The organism is Bradyrhizobium sp. HKCCYLR20261, assembly GCF_051168435.1.
In the GTDB taxonomy this organism is placed as follows: Bacteria; Pseudomonadota; Alphaproteobacteria; order Rhizobiales; family Xanthobacteraceae; genus Bradyrhizobium.
This window is the reverse complement of the sequence record NZ_JBNPUZ010000023.1, coordinates 54,491-72,226: the sequence shown is the minus strand read 5'-3', so window position 1 is coordinate 72,226 and position 17,736 is coordinate 54,491. Positions and strand designations below refer to the sequence as shown.

The following is a 17,736-nucleotide window of genomic DNA, read 5'->3' as shown; positions in this document are numbered from 1 at the left end:
CGCCTAGCCCGCGATCAGGCTCTTGATGGCAGCCGCGTCGAGACCGCGCTCGCCGATGACCACGAGCCGTCCCTGCCGCGCCTCGCCCGCACGCCACGGGCGCTCGAACTGATGCTGGATGCGGTTGCCGACAGCCTGCACCAGGAGGCGCAGCGGCTTGCCGGCGACTTCGACGAAGCCTTTCACGCGCAGCACGTCATGCGCATCGACGGCGGCCGCAATGCGATCGACGAGCACATCCGGTGAGGCCTGCGCGGGCACGTCGAGAACGAAGCTCTCGAAGTCCTCGTGATCGTGCTCGGCCTCGTTGTCGTGATGCGACGGCCGCGCCGCGAGATCGGCTTCCGCCGCCGCGCTAAGCCCGAGCAGAATGGAGGCCGACAGCCTGCCATGCTCGGTCGCGATGACCTTGACCGAGCGCTGGACGGTGGCAGCGATCTCGGAGGCGACGCTCTTGCGTTCCTCATCGTTCATCAGGTCGCTCTTGTTCATCACGACGAGATCGGCGCAGAGCAGCTGATCCTCGTAGACCTCCTCCAGCGGATTGTCGTGGTCGAGCGAATCGTCGGCCGCGCGCTGGGCGGCCAATGCCTCCGGATCATCGGCGAAACGGCCGGCCATCACCGCCGGACCATCGACCACGGCGACGACGCCGTCGACGGTGACGCGGGTCGCGATCTCAGGCCAGTTGAAGGCCTGCACCAGCGGCTTCGGCAGCGCCAGGCCGGAGGTCTCGATCACGATGTGCTCCGGCGGCTCCTTCTGGTCGAGCAGGCTCTTCAGCGCCGGCACGAAATCATCGGCCACGGTGCAGCACAGGCAGCCGTTGGAGAGCTCGACGATGCGATCCTCCGGACAGTCCGGCACGCCACAGCCCTTCAGAATGTCGCCGTCGATGCCGACATCGCCGAACTCGTTGACGATGATCGCGAGCCGCCGGCCGTTGGCGGTCTCGATCAGGTTGCGCACCAGCGTGGTCTTGCCGGCTCCCAGGAAGCCGGTGACGATGGTGCACGGCGTCTTCGCGAACGACTTGGTCATGAGGATCGGATCTCTCGTGTTCAGGACATCGCCGGCAGCGCGGGCACACGCGCGACGGTGTTCTTGCGGATGTATTCGGGACGCTCGCGCCAGGCCGGCAGCCCCGCCTCGTGGCGCTGATGCAGTTGCGCGAATGTCAAAACATCCCGCGCATGAACGTCCGGATCGAGCGCGCCGAGCACATAGGTCCATTTGCCCGGCGCCGTCACGGCCACCGTACAGGCCCGATTGCAGTTCGACAGGCATTCGACGCCGACCACCGTGACACCGTCCCGCTGTTCGGGCGGCACGGCTTCGATCGCGGCGAGCAGGCGCGCTCCCGCGCGCGGCTGCTCAGGCGGCGTGACGTCAGCCGCCTGCGTGCGGCAGGTGATGCAGACGAACAGCGTCGTCTGCCCAGTCTCTGAAGCGGTCATCAATCAGCCGATCACGCCTGCGGCGGTCGCCGCGGCGATACCGCCCACCAGCACGATTGCCGCGCCGGCCACGCGCAGCGCCATCGGTGCAAGTGTATCAGCCTTCGCCGACAGCAGCCGGGTGGCGACAAACGCGCCGGCTGCGATCAAGGTCTGGATCACGAGCAGGCCGGCGAAATAGGCGCCGAGCGGCGTATTCTCGGCACCGACGATCGACTCGCCCAGCGCATAGCCATGCACGAGGCCGGTCAGCGCGAACAGGGCCGCGACGGGTAGCACGCCGAACCGGCCGCGCATCACCACGACGAGGCCGACCACGGCGGTCGAGAGACCGACCAGCAGCTCGGCAGCGGGAATGTTGGCCTTGGCCAGATGCAGACCGACGCCCGCGATCATCGCGGTGGTGAAGGCGAGCACCGGCGCGAAACCGCGGCCGAGCAGCGCTGCGACGATGCCGGCGCCGATGATGGCGGCAAAATGATCGAGCCCGATCACGGGATGGCCGAGGCCGGAGAGCAGGCCCTGCGCAAAGGTCTGCGGCAGCTTGCCGTCCATCATGTGATGCGCAAACGCGGGCTGGGCCGCGAGCAGGACGAAGCTCGCGACGGCAAAAGTGGTGCTACGGGTGAATCTCATGGCCGTCTCCGTCGCTTGCCGGCTCCCCCAGAGGACCGGACGATGCGCTGCATCCGACGGCATCCCGCCGAATCCTCGGCAGGATCAAAACCAGCATCGCGACGCCCCGCGCGACGGGTCGGCCAACAGCAATGTCGACGGCAGGTCTCCTGGCTCTCGGGTCGCTGCGTGAAACCACCTTCCCGGTTTCCCAGTGGTGTCTTGGCCTCACACTCGCCGATTACAGTTGCGGGGGCAGCCGCGGCCTGGGGTCCGAAGGACCCGCACCGTGTTCCCTAAATCTCTCCTTTCGGAGAACCGTCATCTGTTAGATACGGGGCGGGCCAAAGCCCGTCAATCGGAATCGTCCCCATGCCCCCTGCCCCGCCGTTCCCCGCCCTGCCGCGCCTCACTTTGGTGCTCGGCGGCGCGCGCTCGGGCAAGAGCCGGTACGCCGAGGCGCTGATCACCGCGAATCCGCCACCCTGGATCTATGTTGCGACCGCGCAGGCGTTCGACGACGAGATGACCGAGCGCATTGCACAACACAAGGCACGGCGCGCCGAGGGATGGCAGACGCTGGAGACCACGCATGATCTCGCCGGCCTCGTCCGCGCGCACACAGATGCGTCCGCTCCGATCCTGATCGATTGTCTCACGCTCTGGCTCAGCAATGTAATGCTCGCCGACATGGACGTGCCCGCCGCATCCGCCGACCTCGTCGAGGCGCTCGCAACCGCGCGCGGTCCGATCATTACCGTCTCCAATGAAGTCGGGCTCGGCATCGTGCCGGACAATGCGCTGGCCCGCGCGTTTCGCGACGCGCAGGGACGGCTCAACCAGGATGTCGCGGCGATGGCTGACCGCGTCATCCTGATGGCGGCCGGCCTGCCGCTGACGTTGAAATAAGAACTTGGAAATAAGGAAGAACTTGCCGATGACCGAGAACGCCGACGATGCGCGCCACAAGGCCAAGATGGAAAATCGCAAGGCGATCCAGGATGCCGAGGTCGCCTCGAAGACCATGGAGAAAGGCCTGCTGATCGTCCACACCGGCAAGGGCAAGGGCAAGTCGACAGCCGCCTGGGGCCTGATGCTGCGCGCGCTCGGCCGCGGCTTCCGCATCGGCGTCGTGCAATTCGGCAAGGGCGCGTGGGAAACCGGCGAGCGCAAGGCGATCGCGGCGTTCGGCGACCAGGTCTCCTGGCACACGCTCGGCGAGGGCTTCACCTGGGAAACGCAGGACCGCGCGCGCGACGTGGCCGCGGCGGAACGCGCCTGGGCCAAGGCAAAAGAATTGATGGCGGATCCGTCGATCCGGCTCGTGATCCTCGACGAGCTCAACATCGCGCTACGCTATGATCATCTGCCGATCGGCGACGTCGTGGCGACGCTCGCCGCGCGCCGTGCCGATCTGCACGTCGTCGTCACCGGCCGCAACGCCAAGCCGGAGCTGATCGAGGCCGCCGATCTCGTGACTGAAATGAATCTCGTGAAGCATCACTTCTCGGCTGGCGTGAAGGCGCAGGAAGGCATCGAGTTCTAGGCGATGGCTGCGCGCGCGATCATGTTCCAGGGCACCGGCTCGGACGTCGGCAAATCGCTGATCGTCGCGGGGCTGGCGCGCGCGCTGACCTTGCGCGGGCTGAAGGTGGCGCCGTTCAAGCCGCAGAACATGTCGAACAATGCCGCCGTCACCGCCGATGGCGGCGAGATCGGCCGCGCCCAGGCGCTGCAGGCGCGCGCCGCGCGGCGGCCGATGACGGTGCACATGAACCCGGTGCTGCTCAAGCCGCAGAGCGAGATCGGCTCGCAGGTCGTGGTGCAGGGCCGCGTCATCGGCAACGCCAAGGCCTCCGCCTATCAGGCGATGAAGCCGCAATTGATGTCCGCGGTGCTCGACAGCTTCCATCACCTCGCGGCGGATGCCGATGTCGTGCTGGTCGAGGGCGCCGGCTCGGCGTCGGAAATCAACCTGCGCGCCGGCGACATCGCCAACATGGGGTTCGCGCAGGCGACGCGAACTCCGGTGGTCGTCATCGGCGACATCGACCGCGGCGGGGTTATCGCAAGCCTCGTCGGCACCAAGGCCGTGCTCGCACCTGAGGATGCGGCTCTCGTCGCGGGCTTCCTGGTCAACCGGTTCCGGGGTGATCCGACCTTGTTCGCCTCGGGCATGAACGAGATCGCGACGCGGACGGGATGGGCCTCGCTCGGGCTCATCCCGCACTTTGCCGATGCCCGACGCCTGCCGGCGGAGGATGCGCTGGGGTTGCCGGGACATGCCGCTACCGGCGGACAGCGTCCGAAGGTCGTCGTGCCCGCCTATCCCCGCATCTCCAATTTCGACGAGTTCGATCCGCTGCGGCTCGAAGACGGGATCGATCTGCAGTTCCTGCGGCCAGGCATGCCGATTCCCGGCGACGCCGCCCTCGTGATCCTGCCGGGATCGAAGGCGACCATCGCCGACCTCGCCGCTCTGCGCGAGACGGGTTGGGACATCGATCTCTCAGCGCATTTGCGGCGCGGCGGCCGCGTGCTCGGCATCTGCGGTGGCTACCAGATGCTCGGGCGGACCATCAGTGATCCCGACGGACGCGAAGGCGCGCCCGGATCGGTCGCAGGGCTCGGCCTGCTCGATGTCGACACCACCCTGACCGATGACAAGGCATTGCGCGACGTCAGCGGCAGGCTGACGACGGAGCAGATCCCGTTCCGCGGCTACGAGATGCATATCGGCCGCACCGAGGGGCCGGCCGCTCGGCATCCCTTCCTCACCTTCGCCGACGGCCGCAGCGATGGTGCGGTCGCGCGCGGCGGCCAGATCGCCGGCTGCTATGTGCACGGCCTGTTCGCCGATGATGGGCTGCGCGCGCATTGGCTGCGCGGACTCGGCGCCACGACTAACGGTCTGGCCTATGACAGCGATGTCGAGGCGACGCTGGATGCCTTGGCCGAACACCTCGAGCGCCACGTCGACGTCAGCCGCATTCTCGCGCTCGCCACCGAGCCGTGGCGCCGAGACTCGCCTACAGCACCTTGACGAGGAAGATGACGGCGACGAACAGCACCTGGATCAGGCAAGCCATCCGGTAGAGGCGCAATGCGCGCCGGATATCCGACGCGTTCAGATTGGCGCGTCCGTCGCCCATCCACGCATCGGTCACCAGATGTCCATGATAGGTGCGCGGCCCAGCCAGGCGCAGGCCCAAGGCTCCCGCCATCGCGGCCTCCGGCCAGCCGGCATTCGGCGACCGGTGTCGCGAGGCATCGCGCGCGACGGCATGCAGCGCCGACGACGAGGATGCTCCGGGAATGAGGCGAGCGGCCGCTGCGATCCACACTGCTGACAGGCGCGAGGCCGGCAGGTTGATCAGATCATCCAGCCGCGCTGCCGCCCAGCCGAACGCGCGATGCCGATCGGACAGATGGCCGATCATGCTGTCGGCGGTGTTGATCGCCTTGTAGATCAGGATCCCGGGAAGGCCGCCCATGAACAGCCAGAACAACGGCGCGACGACGCCATCGGAGAAATTCTCCGCCAGGCTCTCGATCGCGGCGCGCGACACGCCCGCCTCATCCAGCCGTTCCGGATCACGCCCGACGATCATCGCCACCGCGCGACGGCCGCCCTCGAGCCCGCCGGTCTCCAACCCCTCCGCGACAGCGGCAACGTGCGTGTCGAGGCTGCGCTGCGCCAGCAGGCTGCTGGCCAATATACCGAGGACGATCGTTGCGCCGATGTTGCCGAGAAGCGCGGTCATGAGCCAGGTGGCGGCGAGACCGATGGCGGCCATCACGGCCACGAGCAGGGCCGCGAGCCCGACGCCGGACGCCCGACGCACGGCAAAGCTGTCGCCGTCCCCGTTCCAGTGGCGGTCGGCCCATGCTATCAGCACGCCCATCCACATCACGGGATGGCCGATGCGCTGCACCAGGATCTGGGGATAACCGGCGGCCGCCTCGATGAGCAGCGCCGTAAGCGCGAGAGAGACGAACATCGATCTCCGCTGAAGGACAGATATGGACCAGAGAGCGACTAGCACGCGTTTCGAGGCGCCGGAAGCGATCGTTCACGGCGGCGATCTCGATGCGGTCAGCCGCCGCTACCCCGATGCGCCGAGCCCCTGGATCGATCTGTCGACCGGCATCAACCCGATCCCCTACCCTGTGCCCGAGCTTTCCGCCGCAAGCTGGTCGCGCCTGCCAGGCAAGGACGAGGAACGCGCGCTGCGCGCGGCGGCCGCGGCGCGCTACGGCGTCCCGCAGTCCGAGATGATCGCGGCCGCGCCCGGCACGCAGGCCCTGCTGCAGATCCTGCCGCGGTTGCGCCCGCGCTCGACCGTGGCCGTGCTCGCGCCAACCTATGAGGAGCACGCGCGATGCTGGCGCCGCTGCGGTCATCGCGTCGACCTCGTCGAAGACATCGCGGCACTCGCCGATGCCGACGTGGCGGTCGTGGTGAATCCCAACAATCCGACCTGCCGTCTGTATCAGCGCGATGCGCTCGTCCGACTGGCGTCGACCTTGCGCCGGCGAGACGGCCTGCTGATCGTCGACGAAGCCTTCATCGACCTTTATCCCGCTGACGCAAGCCTCACCGCCGATCTGCCGCCAGCCACGATCGTGTTGCGTTCGTTCGGCAAGGTCTATGGCCTTGCCGGCGTGCGCCTCGGCTTTGCGCTCAGCTCCGACGACGTGATCCAGCATATTCGCGACGACCTCGGACCGTGGGCGGTCTCGGGGCCCGCGCTCGCCATCGGAACGGCCGCACTGTCCGACGACGCCTGGCTGCAACAGACCCGCGCGCGGCTGGCCCAGGATTGCGCGCGCCTCGACGCGCTTCTGTCCACAGCCGGCTGCCGCGCGATCGGCGGCACACCGCTGTTCCGGCTGGTCGCCGCGGATGATGCGCCTGATATTGCCGAGCGGCTTGCGCGCCGTGGCATCCACGTCCGGCGCTTCCCGGCGCATTCGAACTGGCTGCGCTTCGGCCTGCCCGGCGACGAAGCCCAGTGGCAGCGGCTCGAACAGGCGCTTAAGCGCTAGCCGAGCACGCAGGCTGCGAGCAGCAGCGTTTCCGTCACTTCGATGCTGGCTCCGTGGCAGTCGCCGGTGATGCCGCCGAGCCGCCATTGCCAATAAAACGCGATCGCCGGGATCAATGCGATGGCCAAAAGCGTCGGCGGCGCTCCGGCGAGTGCGGCGACCGCGAGCACGCCGCCCCAGATCACGATGACATTCCAGCCGACGCCGTTCGTAACGCTCGCGCCCATCCCTGGCTTCAACGACAGCAGCGTCTTGGTGCAGACCAATGTCCCCAGGCGCGCCCAGGCTGGAACGAGCAGGAGCGCCCAGGCCGTCGGCCCCGTCGCCAATTCGGCGATCAGCACCAGCTTCGCGGCAATCTGCAGCGCGATCGCAACGACGGCGAAGCTGCCGGCATGGGGATCGCCGAGCACCGCGACGAAGCGCTCGGGCTTGACATGCGATGCGCCGAAGGCATCGGCGACATCGCCGAGCCCGTCTAGATGCAGCGCGCCGGTGATCCAGATCCAGGCGACGAGGACGGCGAGCGCGACGATCCAGGGATCGGCACTCTGAAAGACTCGAGCGACAATCGCGAGACAGGCGCCGATCACGAGGCCGACGGCTGGAAACCACAGCGACGCTCGCGCGAGATCATCGGGCCGAGAGTCGGCCACGCGTGGTGTCGGCAGACGCGCCAGAAATTGCAGGGCGATCCAGAATTCACGCAAGCTCATGGCTGGATGATCTCGACGATTTCGGCCCATGGCGCGCCATCCGCGCCCTGCCCGGCTTCCAGGGTGAGATGGGTGCCAGGATGAATGCGCAGGCTCCACAGTTGGCGCAAGGGCCATCCGAGCAGGTGCGCCAGCGCGGCGCGGATCGCCCCGCCATGCGTGACGACGAGGACCGACGCCAGTTCGGGTGTCACGAGAATGCGGTCAACTGCGCGCGATACCCGCGCTTGCAGATCGGCCCAGCTCTCCCCATCCGATGCCGCCACCATCGGGTCAGCATAGAAGGCCTCGAGCAATGCAGCCTCTTCCGGTGCGCTCATAATGTCGCTGCGCTTGCGTCCATCCCATTGCCCGAAATCGAGCTCGCTCCAATCCGGATCGACGTGCAGCGCGCAGCCGGTCCGTCGGGCATAATCCTCAGCCGCAGCACGCGCGCGCACCAACGGCGAGCTCACGACGCGGCTCCATTCCCCGCTTTGGGTCTGCCGCCGGAATTGATCCCAGCCCGCCTCGCTCAGCGGCGGATCGGTGCGGCCATCAAGATGGCCGTCTCGCCCCGTGGTCCCGTGCCGCAGCAGATCGATCCGCATCAGGCGTCGCGACCGGACACGGCGGCCTCCGCGAACGTGGCCATGCCGTTGTGGAGCGCGCAGGCGAGCCGGATGATCGGCAGCGCCGTGGCAGCACCCGAGGCTTCGCCGAGCCTGAGATCGAGGTCGATCAGCGGGCGGGCGCCGAGCGCGTCGAGGACGACCGCGTGGCCGCGCTCCGCGGAGCGATGCGAGAACAGCAGCCAGGGCCGGCACGACGGATTGAGTCTGACCGCTACGAGCGCCGCGACCGAGACGATGAAGCCGTCAACCAGCACCGGCCAGCGCCGCTGCGCGGCCGCGATCATCGCGCCGGCCATCGCGATGATTTCGAGGCCCCCGACGGCGGCCAGGACATCGGCCACGGCCGCATTCGGCATCAAGCCATGCCGCGCCAGGGCTGCGGAAATCACCGCGGCTTTCCTGGCTCGCCCGTCAGCATCGAGCCCCGTGCCGCTGCCGACGATGTCGTGCGGCGCGCAGGACAGCAGCGCTGCTGCAATCGCTGCGGCCGATGTCGTATTGCCGATGCCCATCTCGCCGAAGATCACGAGATCGGGCGCGTGGTCGGCCTGCCGAGCGACCGCGCGTCGCCCGGCCTCGCAGGCGAAGGCGACCTCCTCCGGCGTCAGCGCCTGCTCCGCGCTGAAGTCACGAGTGCCGCGCCGTGGCTTGTCGACGGAAACCCCACGCACCGCGTCGACGGCGAGCGTTCCGACATCGACCACCTCCAGCGGACAGCCCAAACTGCGCGCCAGCACCGAGATCGCCGCGCCCCCGCCGGCGAAGTTGTGCAGCATCTGCACCGTCACTTCCGGCGGATAGGCCGAGACCCCCTGGGCGGCGATGCCATGGTCCCCGGCAAAAAGCACCACCGGAACCCGCTCCGCCGCCGGCCGCTCGGAGGCCTGCAGCGCCGCCAGCTCGACCGCGACCTCCTCCAGCCGCCCGAGCGCGCCGAGCGGCTTGGTCAGTTGCGCCTGGCGCGCCAGGGCTGCCTCGCGATGCGAGTGGGAGGGCGCTGGGCATTCGGCGCTGATCCAGTCGGGGAGCAAGATGGGTCCTTTCAGCGTTCCTGGTCGCGGACGATTGCCACCGGCGCACCGCCAAGACAAGCGCATCGGCAGCTTCTGCGGAACCGGCAGCCGGACGACCGCCTCCCTCCGGGCGGCTTTGCGCTGTCATCCAACTGTCATCGAACCATCCGACAGGTGGCTGCCGCACCCAGCCGAAAGACGCTCATGGATTACTTCCGCCGCTTCACCTTCCTGTTCGCCGCACCTGTGTTCGAGACCGACGACCTCGCCGGCGTCCGCTTCAACCAGATCATCGAGGAGATCCAGCGCTCGGGCTTCGAGGTCGTCCGGGCCAGGAAGCTCGAAGATGCCGAGATCGCGGTGCAGACGGATGCGGCGATCGGCTGCATGGTGGTCGACTGGGGCAAGAAGGGGCTGGAGGGCAAGACGGCGTCGCTGATCAACCTGATGCGGCGCCGCGGCCTGGACTTCCCGATCATCCTGTTGATTCGGCGCAAGCGCTTCGAGGATCTGCCGGTCGAGGTGCTCGACTTCATCGACGGCTACGTCTTCCTCTCCGAGGAAACGCCGGCGTTCATCGCCAAGAATCTGATCAGCCGGCTCAAGCAATATGCCGAGACCCTGAAGACGCCGTTCTTCGGCACGCTGGTCGACTATGCCGAGGAAGGCAACCAGCTCTGGACCTGCCCGGGGCATAATGGCGGCGTGTTCTACAGCCGCAGCCCGATCGGCCGGATCTTCGTCGAGCATCTCGGCGAAGCGGTGTTCCGTGACGACCTCGACAATTCCGTGCTCGACCTCGGCGACCTGCTCACCCATGAGGGACCGGCGCTTCGCGCGCAGAAGGAGGCCGCGCAGATCTTCGGCGCCGAGAAGACCTATTTCGTCCTCAACGGCACCTCGACCTCCAACAAGGTCGTGCTGGGCGCACTGGTCACCGACGGCGATCTCGTGCTGTTCGACCGCAACAACCATAAGGCCGCCCACCACGGCGCGCTGCTGATCGCGGGAGGCGTGCCGGTCTACGTCCCGACCGTCCGCAACGCCTGGGGCCTGATCGGGCCGATGCGCTGGGACCTGCTCGACGAGGAGCAGTTGCGGCAGCAGATCCGCAACAATCCGCTCGTCAAGGACCCCGACGCCTGGCGCAAGGAGCGGCCGTTCCGGGTCGCCGTGGTCGAGCAGTGCACCTATGACGGCACCATCCACAGCGCCGAGATGATCCTCAAGCGCATCGGGCACCTCTGCGAGTACATCATGTTCGACGAGGCCTGGGCCGGCTTCATGAAGTTCCATCCGCTCTATGCCGGCCGCTTCGCGATGGGCCTGTCCGAGCTGGGCCCCGATGCGCCCGGCATCATCGCCACGCAGTCGACCCACAAGCAGCTCGCGAGCTTCTCGCAGGCCTCGCAGATCCACATCAAGGACCGCCACATCAAGGGCCAGCGCCGCCGCGTCGAGCACCGCCGCTTCAACGAAAGCTTCATGCAGCACGCCTCGACCTCGCCGTTCTATCCGCTGTTCGCCTCGCTCGACGTCGGCGCGCAGATGATGAAGGGCCGCTCCGGCGAGGTGCTGTGGGACGACACGATCCGGCTCGGCATCGAATTGCGCAAGAAGATCAGGGCGATGCGGCGGGAATTCGAGGAGAAGGAGAAGGATCCGGCGCGGCGCTGGTTCTTCGAGCCGTTCGTCCCCGACCGTGTCTCGATCCCCGATGCCGCGAGCCCCGGCGGCCGCCACGACGTCGCCTGGGAGGCGATCTCGACCGACCAGCTCGCGACCGACGCCGCGCTCTGGCAGCTCGCGCCCGGCGAGGCCTGGCACGGCTTCCCGAATCTCGCGCCCGGTTTCGCGATGACCGATCCGAACAAGCTCACCCTGCTCACCCCCGGCTTCGACCGCGCCACCGGCGGCTATGCCGAGCACGGCATCCCCGCACCCGTCGTCGCGCAATATCTGCGCGAGAACCGGATCGTCGCCGAGAAGAACGACCTCAACTCGCTGCTCTTCCTGCTGACGCCGGGGGTCGAGGCGAGCAAGGCCGGCACGCTCATCAGCGGTCTCGTCGCCTTCAAGCGGCTGCACGATGACAACGTGCTGCTCGAGGATGCCATCCCCGAGTTCACCCGCAAGCGCTACCAGCGCTACGGCAAGACCCGGCTGCGCGACCTCTGCGGCGACATGCACCGCTTCTACCGCGAGGCGGAGGTGAGCGCGCTGCAGGCCAGGCAGTTCCAGCCGCAGCATCTGCCGGAGATCGCGCTGTCGCCGCGCGAGGCGGCCCGCGCCCTGATGCGCAACGAGGTCGACTACCTGCCGATCGACGAGATCGCCGGCCGCATCGCCACGACGCCGTTCGTGGTCTATCCGCCGGGCATCGCGACCATCGTCCCGGGCGAGCGGCTGTCGGAGCGCGCCAGGCCGATGATCGATTACCTCAAGATGTTCGAGCGCGCCTTCAACACCTTCCCCGGTTTCGACGTCGAGATTCAGGGATTGTACAAGGAGATCGACGAATCTGGCCGGATCCGGCTCTACACCTATGTCTGCGCAGAGTAATTCGCCCATGGACGACACCGCCCCCGTTCTCGACACCGAGCCTCCGGTGCTGGTGCGTCCGTCGCGCGATGAGGACGTCGAGGCGATGCTGTCGATCTACCGGCGGCACGTCCGCCGGGGTGTCGAGGACAGTGCGGCCGGCACCGGCGCGCCCGAACCCGATGATCTCAAGCAGCGGCGCAAGAATTTGCGCAGCCAGCGCCTGCCGCATCTGGTGGCGACGTTCCGCGGCGAGGTCGTCGGCTATGCCTATGTGGTGCAGTTCAGGAAGCGCCCGGCCTATCGCTTTGCGGTCAAGCATTCGATCTACGTCCATCACGATCATCTCGGCCGCGGCGTCGGCCGGCTGCTGATGCAGGCGCTGATCGATGCCTGCGCGGCGGCGGGCTATCGGCAGATGATCGGCTATATCGACGCCGACAATGCCCCTTCGCTCGGCATTCACGAGCGGTTCGGCTTTGCCCGGGTCGGCCTGCTGCCCGGCGTCGCCTTCCGCTACGGGCGCTGGTCGGACACCGTGATGGTCCAGCGCTCCCTCGGCCCGGGCGCGACCGAGGCGCCGGCGGCCCTCGGCCGCTGAAGCTCGCCATCAGGACGGAAAATCCGCCGCCTTCACTTCCATGCGGTCGGCGTGCAGCGACCAGTCGCGCAGGTTCTGCGTCTTGCAGAACTCCTGCTTGGCAATCTCTGCCGCCTCGCCTTCGCTCTCGGCCTCAACCTCCAGCGTGCTCTGGCAGATTTCGCACTGGCGGCCGTTCTCGCCCAGCACGTCCTTCATGAAATGGATGACATAGCGCGACATGCAACCTCCCTGCATCCTGAAGCAGTGCTCGAAGGTGATGTTACCGCGCTTGGGCGCTCGCTGTTGACCGATATCAAGCAGCCGACGCAAATAATTGATGCGGCTGACGGAACCGGCTCAGGCGCCGGCCGAGGGCAGGCTCGCGGCGGCGATGGCGACAAACCTGGAGACCGCGCGCCGCACGCGGCCAGGAGCAGACTTCAGGATGGCGTTCAGCCGGCGCATTGGACCTGTTTCCCTTCGGCGCCGAGCGAAAGATCAGGCTTAAGCTCATGGCGCTCCTGGGAAAATGAGGGCCGGCCGGCCGGCTGTCGAGACGGCGGCGGAAATAGCAATGTCCGCTTCGCCGCGGCCGTTCCGGAGAGAAGATTTATTGCTGCGCCGCGGCCTGCGACGCATGAAATCTTCTCCGCCTCTTCCGCCCCCCTCGCCTACTCCGGCGTCACTCCGAACGCCTCGCGGAACCGGGCGCTGTAGCGCGGCCACGCCTCCGGGTTGATCAGCCGCGGCGGGCGGCTGCCATCGAGCGCGGCGAGCAGCTGCTCGGCGGCGATCCGCCCCATGTTCTGCCGCGCCTCGCGGGTGACGCCGGCGGTGTGCGGGCTCGCCAGCACGTTGTCGAGCTGCAGCAGCGGATGGTCCGGCGGCGGCGGCTCCTTGGCCCAGACGTCGAGCCCGGCCCCGGCGATGCGCTGTTCGGTCAAGGCCGCGAGCAGCGCGTCCTCGTCATGGATGAAGCCGCGGGCGGTGGTGACGAAATAGGCGCTCGGCTGCATCAGCGCGAACTCGGCTGCGCCGATCATGCCGCGGCTCTCCCGGGTCAGCGGGCAGTTGATCGAGACGAAGTCCGAGCGCCGCATCAGCTCGTGGAGCTCCACCTTCTCCGCCCCGCGCGCGGCGATCTCCTCGGCCGAGAGGTACGGATCGTAGGCCAGCACCGCCATCCCGAGCAGGCCGCGGCACAGCTCGGCCACCCGCCGGCCGACATTGCCGAGGCCGACGATGCCGACCGTGCGGCCCTGCACCTCGTTGCCGATCAGGTCGTTGCGGTTGACGTCGCGCTCGCGCCGCAGCCTGCGGTCGGACTGGATGATGCGCTTTGACAGGGTCAGCATCATGCCGAGCGTGTGCTCGGCGACCGAGTGCGCATTGCCGCCGGACTGGTTCACCACCAGCACGCCGGCCGCCGTGCAGGCCTCGACATCGACCGGATCGTAGCCGGCGCCATTGCTCGACACGATCAGCAGGTTCGGGGCACGGCGCAGCAGATCGGCATCGACGTGGAAACGCGGGGCGAGCTCGTCGCGGGCGGCGCCGATCTGGTAGGCATGCGCCGCCGCGAGGATCGGCGCCGTCTCGGCCTCGGCGCTGTCGTTCTCCAGCCGGTCGAGGCGGACGTCGGGGCGCGCGGCGAGCAGCTCGCTGAAGATCGGGTGCGCGAGATATTTGACGTAGAAGACGCGCTTCGAATTCGCGGCCATGGACAGGCGACCTCCTGGTTGTTGCTCTTGATTGCGGCCTCGAACGGCGGATGCCTGACCGGCCGGCGCGGCATGTTGACAATCGTCCGCGCCGCGTCAAGCTCGGCCCACACGCCGCGCAAGCCGGCGCAACGGATGGTGGACATGGGAGGACGAACCATGGCGGCCGATGCCGGCGCGGCACGATCAGCATCCGCTCCGAACTGGCACGAGATCGTGCTGACCGCGCTCAAGCGCAACGAGGTCAGCCTCGTCCCCTATGTTCCCGACCGCGTCCTCACGCCGCTGATCCAGGGCCTGCACGACGACTCCTCGTTCACCACCTTTGCCACCGCGCGCGAGGAGGAAGCGGTCGGCATACTCGCCGGTGCCTGGATGGGCGGACGGCGCGGCGCGCTGTTGATGCAGACATCCGGCTTCGCGACCCTGCCCAACGTGCTCGCCTCGCTGGTCGTGCCCTGCCAGATCCCGATGATCATGATCGTCTCCGAGCGCGGCACGCTCGGCGAGTTCAATGTCGGCCAGTCGCTGGTGTGCCGGACGATGCGCCCGGTGCTCGATGCACTGGCGATCGAGCATCACACCATGACGCGGCTCGACGAGCTCGACTTCATCGTCGACCGCTCGATCAAGCAGGCGGTCGCCACCCAGGCGCCGGTGGCGCTGATCCTGTCGCCGCTGCTGACCGGCGGAAAGGTGTTCGCATGAGCGACCGCACCCGCAACACTGGGATCATGAATCGCTTCGACCTCACATGCCGGCTGGTGGCCAGGCTGACGCATGAGGAAGCCGTGATCGGCGGCATCGGCAACACCAATTTCGACCTGTGGACGGCGGGGTCGCGGCCGCAGAATTTCTACATGCTCGGCAGCATGGGACTGGCCTGCCCGATCGCGCTCGGCGTCGCGCTGGCGCAGCCGCAACGCCGCGTGTTCGCGCTCGAAGGCGATGGCTCGCTGCTGATGCAGCTGGGCTGCCTGACCACGATTGCGACGCTGGCCCCGAACAATTTGGCCATCATCGTCATGGACAATGGCATCTACCAGATCACCGGCGGCCAGCCGACTCCCGCGCGGCAAGCCGACATCGTGGCCATCGCGTCCGGCTGCGGCATTGCCGCCAGCCACTGGGCCGCCGACGAGGAGGATTTCGAGAGACTGGTCGACGTCGCACTGACCACGGACGGCCCGATGCTGATCGGGGCCCGGATCGACGACACGCCCGGCGTCGGCGCCACCCGGCGCGATCCCTCGCAGATCCGCGAGCGCTTCATGCAGGGACTGGGCGTTCGGCAGCCGATCTGACGGGCGCGCCGGTCCTGGGAAACGGCCCTGGCCTGTCGCCGTTAACTACACCGACGCCTCAAGCGGCTGTGAGCCCGGCTTGTGGCCCGGAACGTGCTAAGCAGGATACATGAAACTGGCTTTTAAATGGTCTGCCTGGCTGCTTGCCGCAGCCGTCGCTTTTGCAACCCTCGGCCCGCCAAGTTCTCGGCCTCATTCGCATCTCGGACAGGATGGCGAGCACGCGCTCGCTTTCGTCCTGATCGGGCTGGCCTTCGGCCTCGCTTACAGCAGTCACCGTTTGCGAACCGCCGCCATCGCCGTGATCCTGATCGGCGCTCTCGAGCTCGCGCAGTTCCTGGCGCCCGGGCGCCACGCGCGGCTGGAGGATTTCGTCGTCGATGCGGCGACCGCCTGTATCGGCTTCGGCCTGGCGGCCGTGCTGGATTGGCTCGCGCGGCAATTCCGTCCGCAAACCACCTGATGCGCGAAGGGCCCCGCCGCTGTCGCAGCGAGGCCCTCGTGGCGTGGGTCGCGTCAGATCACTCGATGATCTTGATGACGCGGCGGGTGCGCGGATCGACGATGACGCGGCGATCGTTCACGACGGCGTAGCGATACTCGGTGTAGCGCGGCACCGGGCGCAGCTCGACGGTGTCGGGCAGCGGCTCGCCGACCACGACGCGCTCGCGCACGACGACCGACGGCGCACGCTCCGCATCGATCGAGGTGATCACGGCGTTCGGAATTTCCACGGCAGCGCCGACAGCCGCGCCCACCGTGCCGCCGACCATCGCGCCGACCGGACCGGCGACGGCACCACCTGCGGCCGCGCCATTGGCGGCGCCTTCGACGGTGGTGGACTGGGCGAACGCGGCGGTCGAGGCCAGCAGCGACGTGGCGATCAGCGAAACGGCAAGACGGGTCCTCATCATTCTCTCCTCCAGTGTGTTCAAGGTGCCCGCTCAACACCGAGGGCTCGCTCGCGGTTCCGGTTCCAGATGGCCGAAACTTCATCATTTTCCCAGGAACGGACAGCGAGGATCCGCACCTGGAGATGACAAAGAGGGTTCAAGGTCTATCCACGTTTCAAACAGCGGCGCGCATGAGCGACCTCGCGGCGGATCACGCCCGAGTTCTGGGATCGGTCGCCCTTCGATGAGATCGAGAGGGCGCAGGGAATGCCGGGTGAAGGCCCCACCCATGGCCCGCCTGCGGAAAAAAATGCAGGCGGCAGGTACCACAGGCAAAGCCGGTCAACCGGCATTCCCTGCGCGGCGGTCTTAACGCTTCCTTCGTGCTCTCCCCGGGGACCGGCTGATTTGACCCCGTCGTCCGCGCGAGGACATGAGCCCTCGACACGGCCTTGACCTCGGCACCGGGAGGCCAGGACCACACGACTTCGCGTCCGTGATGTGTCGTTCGTCCACATGCGCAAGCGCACGCTGCGACACCTCACGGCCACCGCATCCCCGCCTCACGTGTCGTGACGATCGCGCGCAACGTCCCTCTCAACGAGGCAGGATGGGTGCATCATGCATGATTTCTGAGAAAACGAAACTGTTTTCTTTGAATGTCGCCCGCGAGCGCGACAACAAGTTGATCAAGAAAGCGAATTCGATTGATGCGACACAGCACGTTACGCCTCTCGTGCTTGCGGTCCGAACCGGAAGTGCGCAAAGGTCAGGAACTGATTTGCCCGTCGGGCACACGCCCGACTCAGTCCCGACCTTCAGATCGACGTTGAGACGTCCGCCTTCAGCCACAACCGGAAGCAAATCATTGACTGCCGGAGGACCGCTTTGGCGATCAACCGGAAGCAAGCCATAGGAATGACGGAAGCCTGCTTTTGCCCAAAGCTGATATTCCAACTCGCTTCGAAATGAATGACACTGATCGATTTGTTCAGTGCTCACTCTCCTTGTAGACGCACTCGATTTCCGTCAACGTTTCGCGCGCTCGGGGAGCTAAATTCGCTGGGGTATAAACGTGGCATTTTCTGTGGCACTATCTAATCGACCTGACACCGAAGATGTGATCGTGGTCAGCTCATTGGCCGCCGTTGCACTATGGCTGTTTCTTGGATTGCCGTTTTTGTACTCAGATCAGCAGGGGGCGGATGTGACGTGGATACCCAGTGTGTT

General features: G+C 67.2%; 19 protein-coding genes and 1 riboswitch. Of the genes, 9 read left to right on the top strand and 10 right to left on the bottom strand.

From position 1 onward, the window contains the following. Positions 1-3: 3 nt before the first annotated feature. Genes cobW through ACQR1L_RS32260 form a run of 3 tightly spaced genes read right to left on the bottom strand, consistent with a single transcriptional unit; the run spans position 4 to position 2,093 of the window. A complete protein-coding gene (gene cobW / locus ACQR1L_RS32270; RefSeq protein WP_434861946.1) occupies positions 4-1,041 on the bottom strand; it encodes a cobalamin biosynthesis protein CobW in 1,038 nt (345 codons plus the stop codon). A gap of 20 nt (positions 1,042-1,061) precedes the next feature. Further along, positions 1,062-1,457, bottom strand: a complete 396-nt coding sequence (locus ACQR1L_RS32265) for a DUF1636 domain-containing protein (RefSeq protein WP_434861945.1) — start codon at positions 1,455-1,457, stop codon at positions 1,062-1,064. Positions 1,458-1,460: 3 nt separating this feature from the next. Further along, complete coding sequence (locus ACQR1L_RS32260) at positions 1,461-2,093, bottom strand: HupE/UreJ family protein (protein ID WP_434861944.1); 633 nt, start codon at positions 2,091-2,093, stop codon at positions 1,461-1,463. Positions 2,094-2,215: 122 nt separating this feature from the next. Then, positions 2,216-2,410: riboswitch (cobalamin riboswitch) on the bottom strand. Positions 2,411-2,444: 34 nt separating this feature from the next. Between ACQR1L_RS32260 and cobU the strand changes: the two genes are divergently transcribed. Genes cobU through ACQR1L_RS32245 form a run of 3 tightly spaced genes read left to right on the top strand, consistent with a single transcriptional unit; the run spans position 2,445 to position 5,115 of the window. Continuing rightward, entirely contained in the window at positions 2,445-2,981 is a 537-nt protein-coding gene (gene cobU, locus ACQR1L_RS32255) for a bifunctional adenosylcobinamide kinase/adenosylcobinamide-phosphate guanylyltransferase (RefSeq protein WP_434861943.1), read from the top strand. 28 nt (positions 2,982-3,009) lie between these two features. Continuing rightward, entirely contained in the window at positions 3,010-3,618 is a 609-nt protein-coding gene (gene cobO / locus ACQR1L_RS32250; protein ID WP_434861942.1) for a cob(I)yrinic acid a,c-diamide adenosyltransferase, read from the top strand. 3 nt (positions 3,619-3,621) lie between these two features. Then, positions 3,622-5,115 carry a cobyric acid synthase gene (locus ACQR1L_RS32245; RefSeq protein ID WP_434861941.1) on the top strand — a complete coding sequence of 498 codons (1,494 nt, stop codon included), beginning with the start codon at positions 3,622-3,624 and terminating at the stop codon, positions 5,113-5,115. On the opposite strand, the gene cbiB is transcribed toward ACQR1L_RS32245, so the two are convergent. Next, entirely contained in the window at positions 5,102-6,073 is a 972-nt protein-coding gene (cbiB, locus tag ACQR1L_RS32240) for an adenosylcobinamide-phosphate synthase CbiB (protein ID WP_434861940.1), read from the bottom strand. The genes ACQR1L_RS32245 and cbiB overlap by 14 nt on opposite strands. Positions 6,074-6,095: 22 nt before the next feature. Between cbiB and cobD the strand changes: the two genes are divergently transcribed. Then, positions 6,096-7,121 (top strand): threonine-phosphate decarboxylase CobD, encoded by a 1,026-nt coding sequence (cobD, locus tag ACQR1L_RS32235; RefSeq protein ID WP_434861939.1) that lies wholly within the window; start codon positions 6,096-6,098, stop codon positions 7,119-7,121. Here the strand turns inward: cobD and cobS are convergent. The 3 genes from cobS to cobT are packed head-to-tail and all read right to left on the bottom strand — an operon-like array spanning position 7,118 to position 9,482. Further along, positions 7,118-7,837, bottom strand: a complete 720-nt coding sequence (gene cobS / locus ACQR1L_RS32230; protein WP_434861938.1) for an adenosylcobinamide-GDP ribazoletransferase — start codon at positions 7,835-7,837, stop codon at positions 7,118-7,120. The two genes, cobD and cobS, sit on opposite strands and share 4 nt — an antisense overlap. Beyond that, positions 7,834-8,427 (bottom strand): histidine phosphatase family protein, encoded by a 594-nt coding sequence (locus ACQR1L_RS32225; protein ID WP_434861937.1) that lies wholly within the window; start codon positions 8,425-8,427, stop codon positions 7,834-7,836. Before ACQR1L_RS32225 ends, cobS begins: the two co-directional genes overlap by 4 nt. Continuing rightward, positions 8,427-9,482 carry a nicotinate-nucleotide--dimethylbenzimidazole phosphoribosyltransferase gene (gene cobT / locus ACQR1L_RS32220; protein ID WP_434861936.1) on the bottom strand — a complete coding sequence of 352 codons (1,056 nt, stop codon included), beginning with the start codon at positions 9,480-9,482 and terminating at the stop codon, positions 8,427-8,429. The genes ACQR1L_RS32225 and cobT overlap by 1 nt, the downstream gene beginning before the upstream one ends. Positions 9,483-9,668: 186 nt before the next feature. On the opposite strand from cobT, the gene ACQR1L_RS32215 reads away from it, so the two are divergent. Together ACQR1L_RS32215 and ACQR1L_RS32210 are read left to right on the top strand one after the other, a co-directional pair. Next, positions 9,669-12,026, top strand: coding sequence for an Orn/Lys/Arg decarboxylase N-terminal domain-containing protein (locus ACQR1L_RS32215; RefSeq protein ID WP_434861935.1), 2,358 nt, complete (start codon positions 9,669-9,671; stop codon positions 12,024-12,026). A 7-nt stretch (positions 12,027-12,033) separates the two neighbouring features. Further along, complete coding sequence (locus tag ACQR1L_RS32210; RefSeq protein ID WP_434861934.1) at positions 12,034-12,606, top strand: GNAT family N-acetyltransferase; 573 nt, start codon at positions 12,034-12,036, stop codon at positions 12,604-12,606. 9 nt (positions 12,607-12,615) lie between these two features. Here ACQR1L_RS32210 and ACQR1L_RS32205 read toward each other — a convergent pair whose 3' ends face one another. Further along, positions 12,616-12,828: a hypothetical protein gene (locus ACQR1L_RS32205; RefSeq protein WP_434861933.1), complete on the bottom strand. Its 213-nt coding sequence runs from the start codon at positions 12,826-12,828 to the stop codon at positions 12,616-12,618. 431 nt (positions 12,829-13,259) lie between these two features. Beyond that, positions 13,260-14,309, bottom strand: a complete 1,050-nt coding sequence (locus ACQR1L_RS32200) for a hydroxyacid dehydrogenase (RefSeq protein WP_434861932.1) — start codon at positions 14,307-14,309, stop codon at positions 13,260-13,262. A 159-nt stretch (positions 14,310-14,468) separates the two neighbouring features. On the opposite strand from ACQR1L_RS32200, the gene ACQR1L_RS32195 reads away from it, so the two are divergent. The 3 genes from ACQR1L_RS32195 (at position 14,469) to ACQR1L_RS32185 (ending at position 16,076) form a co-directional block, all read left to right on the top strand. Then, positions 14,469-15,017, top strand: coding sequence for a thiamine pyrophosphate-binding protein (locus ACQR1L_RS32195; protein ID WP_434861971.1), 549 nt, complete (start codon positions 14,469-14,471; stop codon positions 15,015-15,017). Then, a complete protein-coding gene (locus tag ACQR1L_RS32190; RefSeq protein ID WP_434861931.1) occupies positions 15,014-15,613 on the top strand; it encodes a thiamine pyrophosphate-dependent enzyme in 600 nt (199 codons plus the stop codon). Before ACQR1L_RS32195 ends, ACQR1L_RS32190 begins: the two co-directional genes overlap by 4 nt. Positions 15,614-15,722: 109 nt before the next feature. Then, positions 15,723-16,076, top strand: a complete 354-nt coding sequence (locus tag ACQR1L_RS32185) for a VanZ family protein (protein ID WP_434861930.1) — start codon at positions 15,723-15,725, stop codon at positions 16,074-16,076. A gap of 58 nt (positions 16,077-16,134) precedes the next feature. Here ACQR1L_RS32185 and ACQR1L_RS32180 read toward each other — a convergent pair whose 3' ends face one another. Further along, positions 16,135-16,524, bottom strand: coding sequence for a DUF1236 domain-containing protein (locus ACQR1L_RS32180; protein WP_015665892.1), 390 nt, complete (start codon positions 16,522-16,524; stop codon positions 16,135-16,137). Between the last annotated feature and the right edge of the window lie 1,212 nt (positions 16,525-17,736).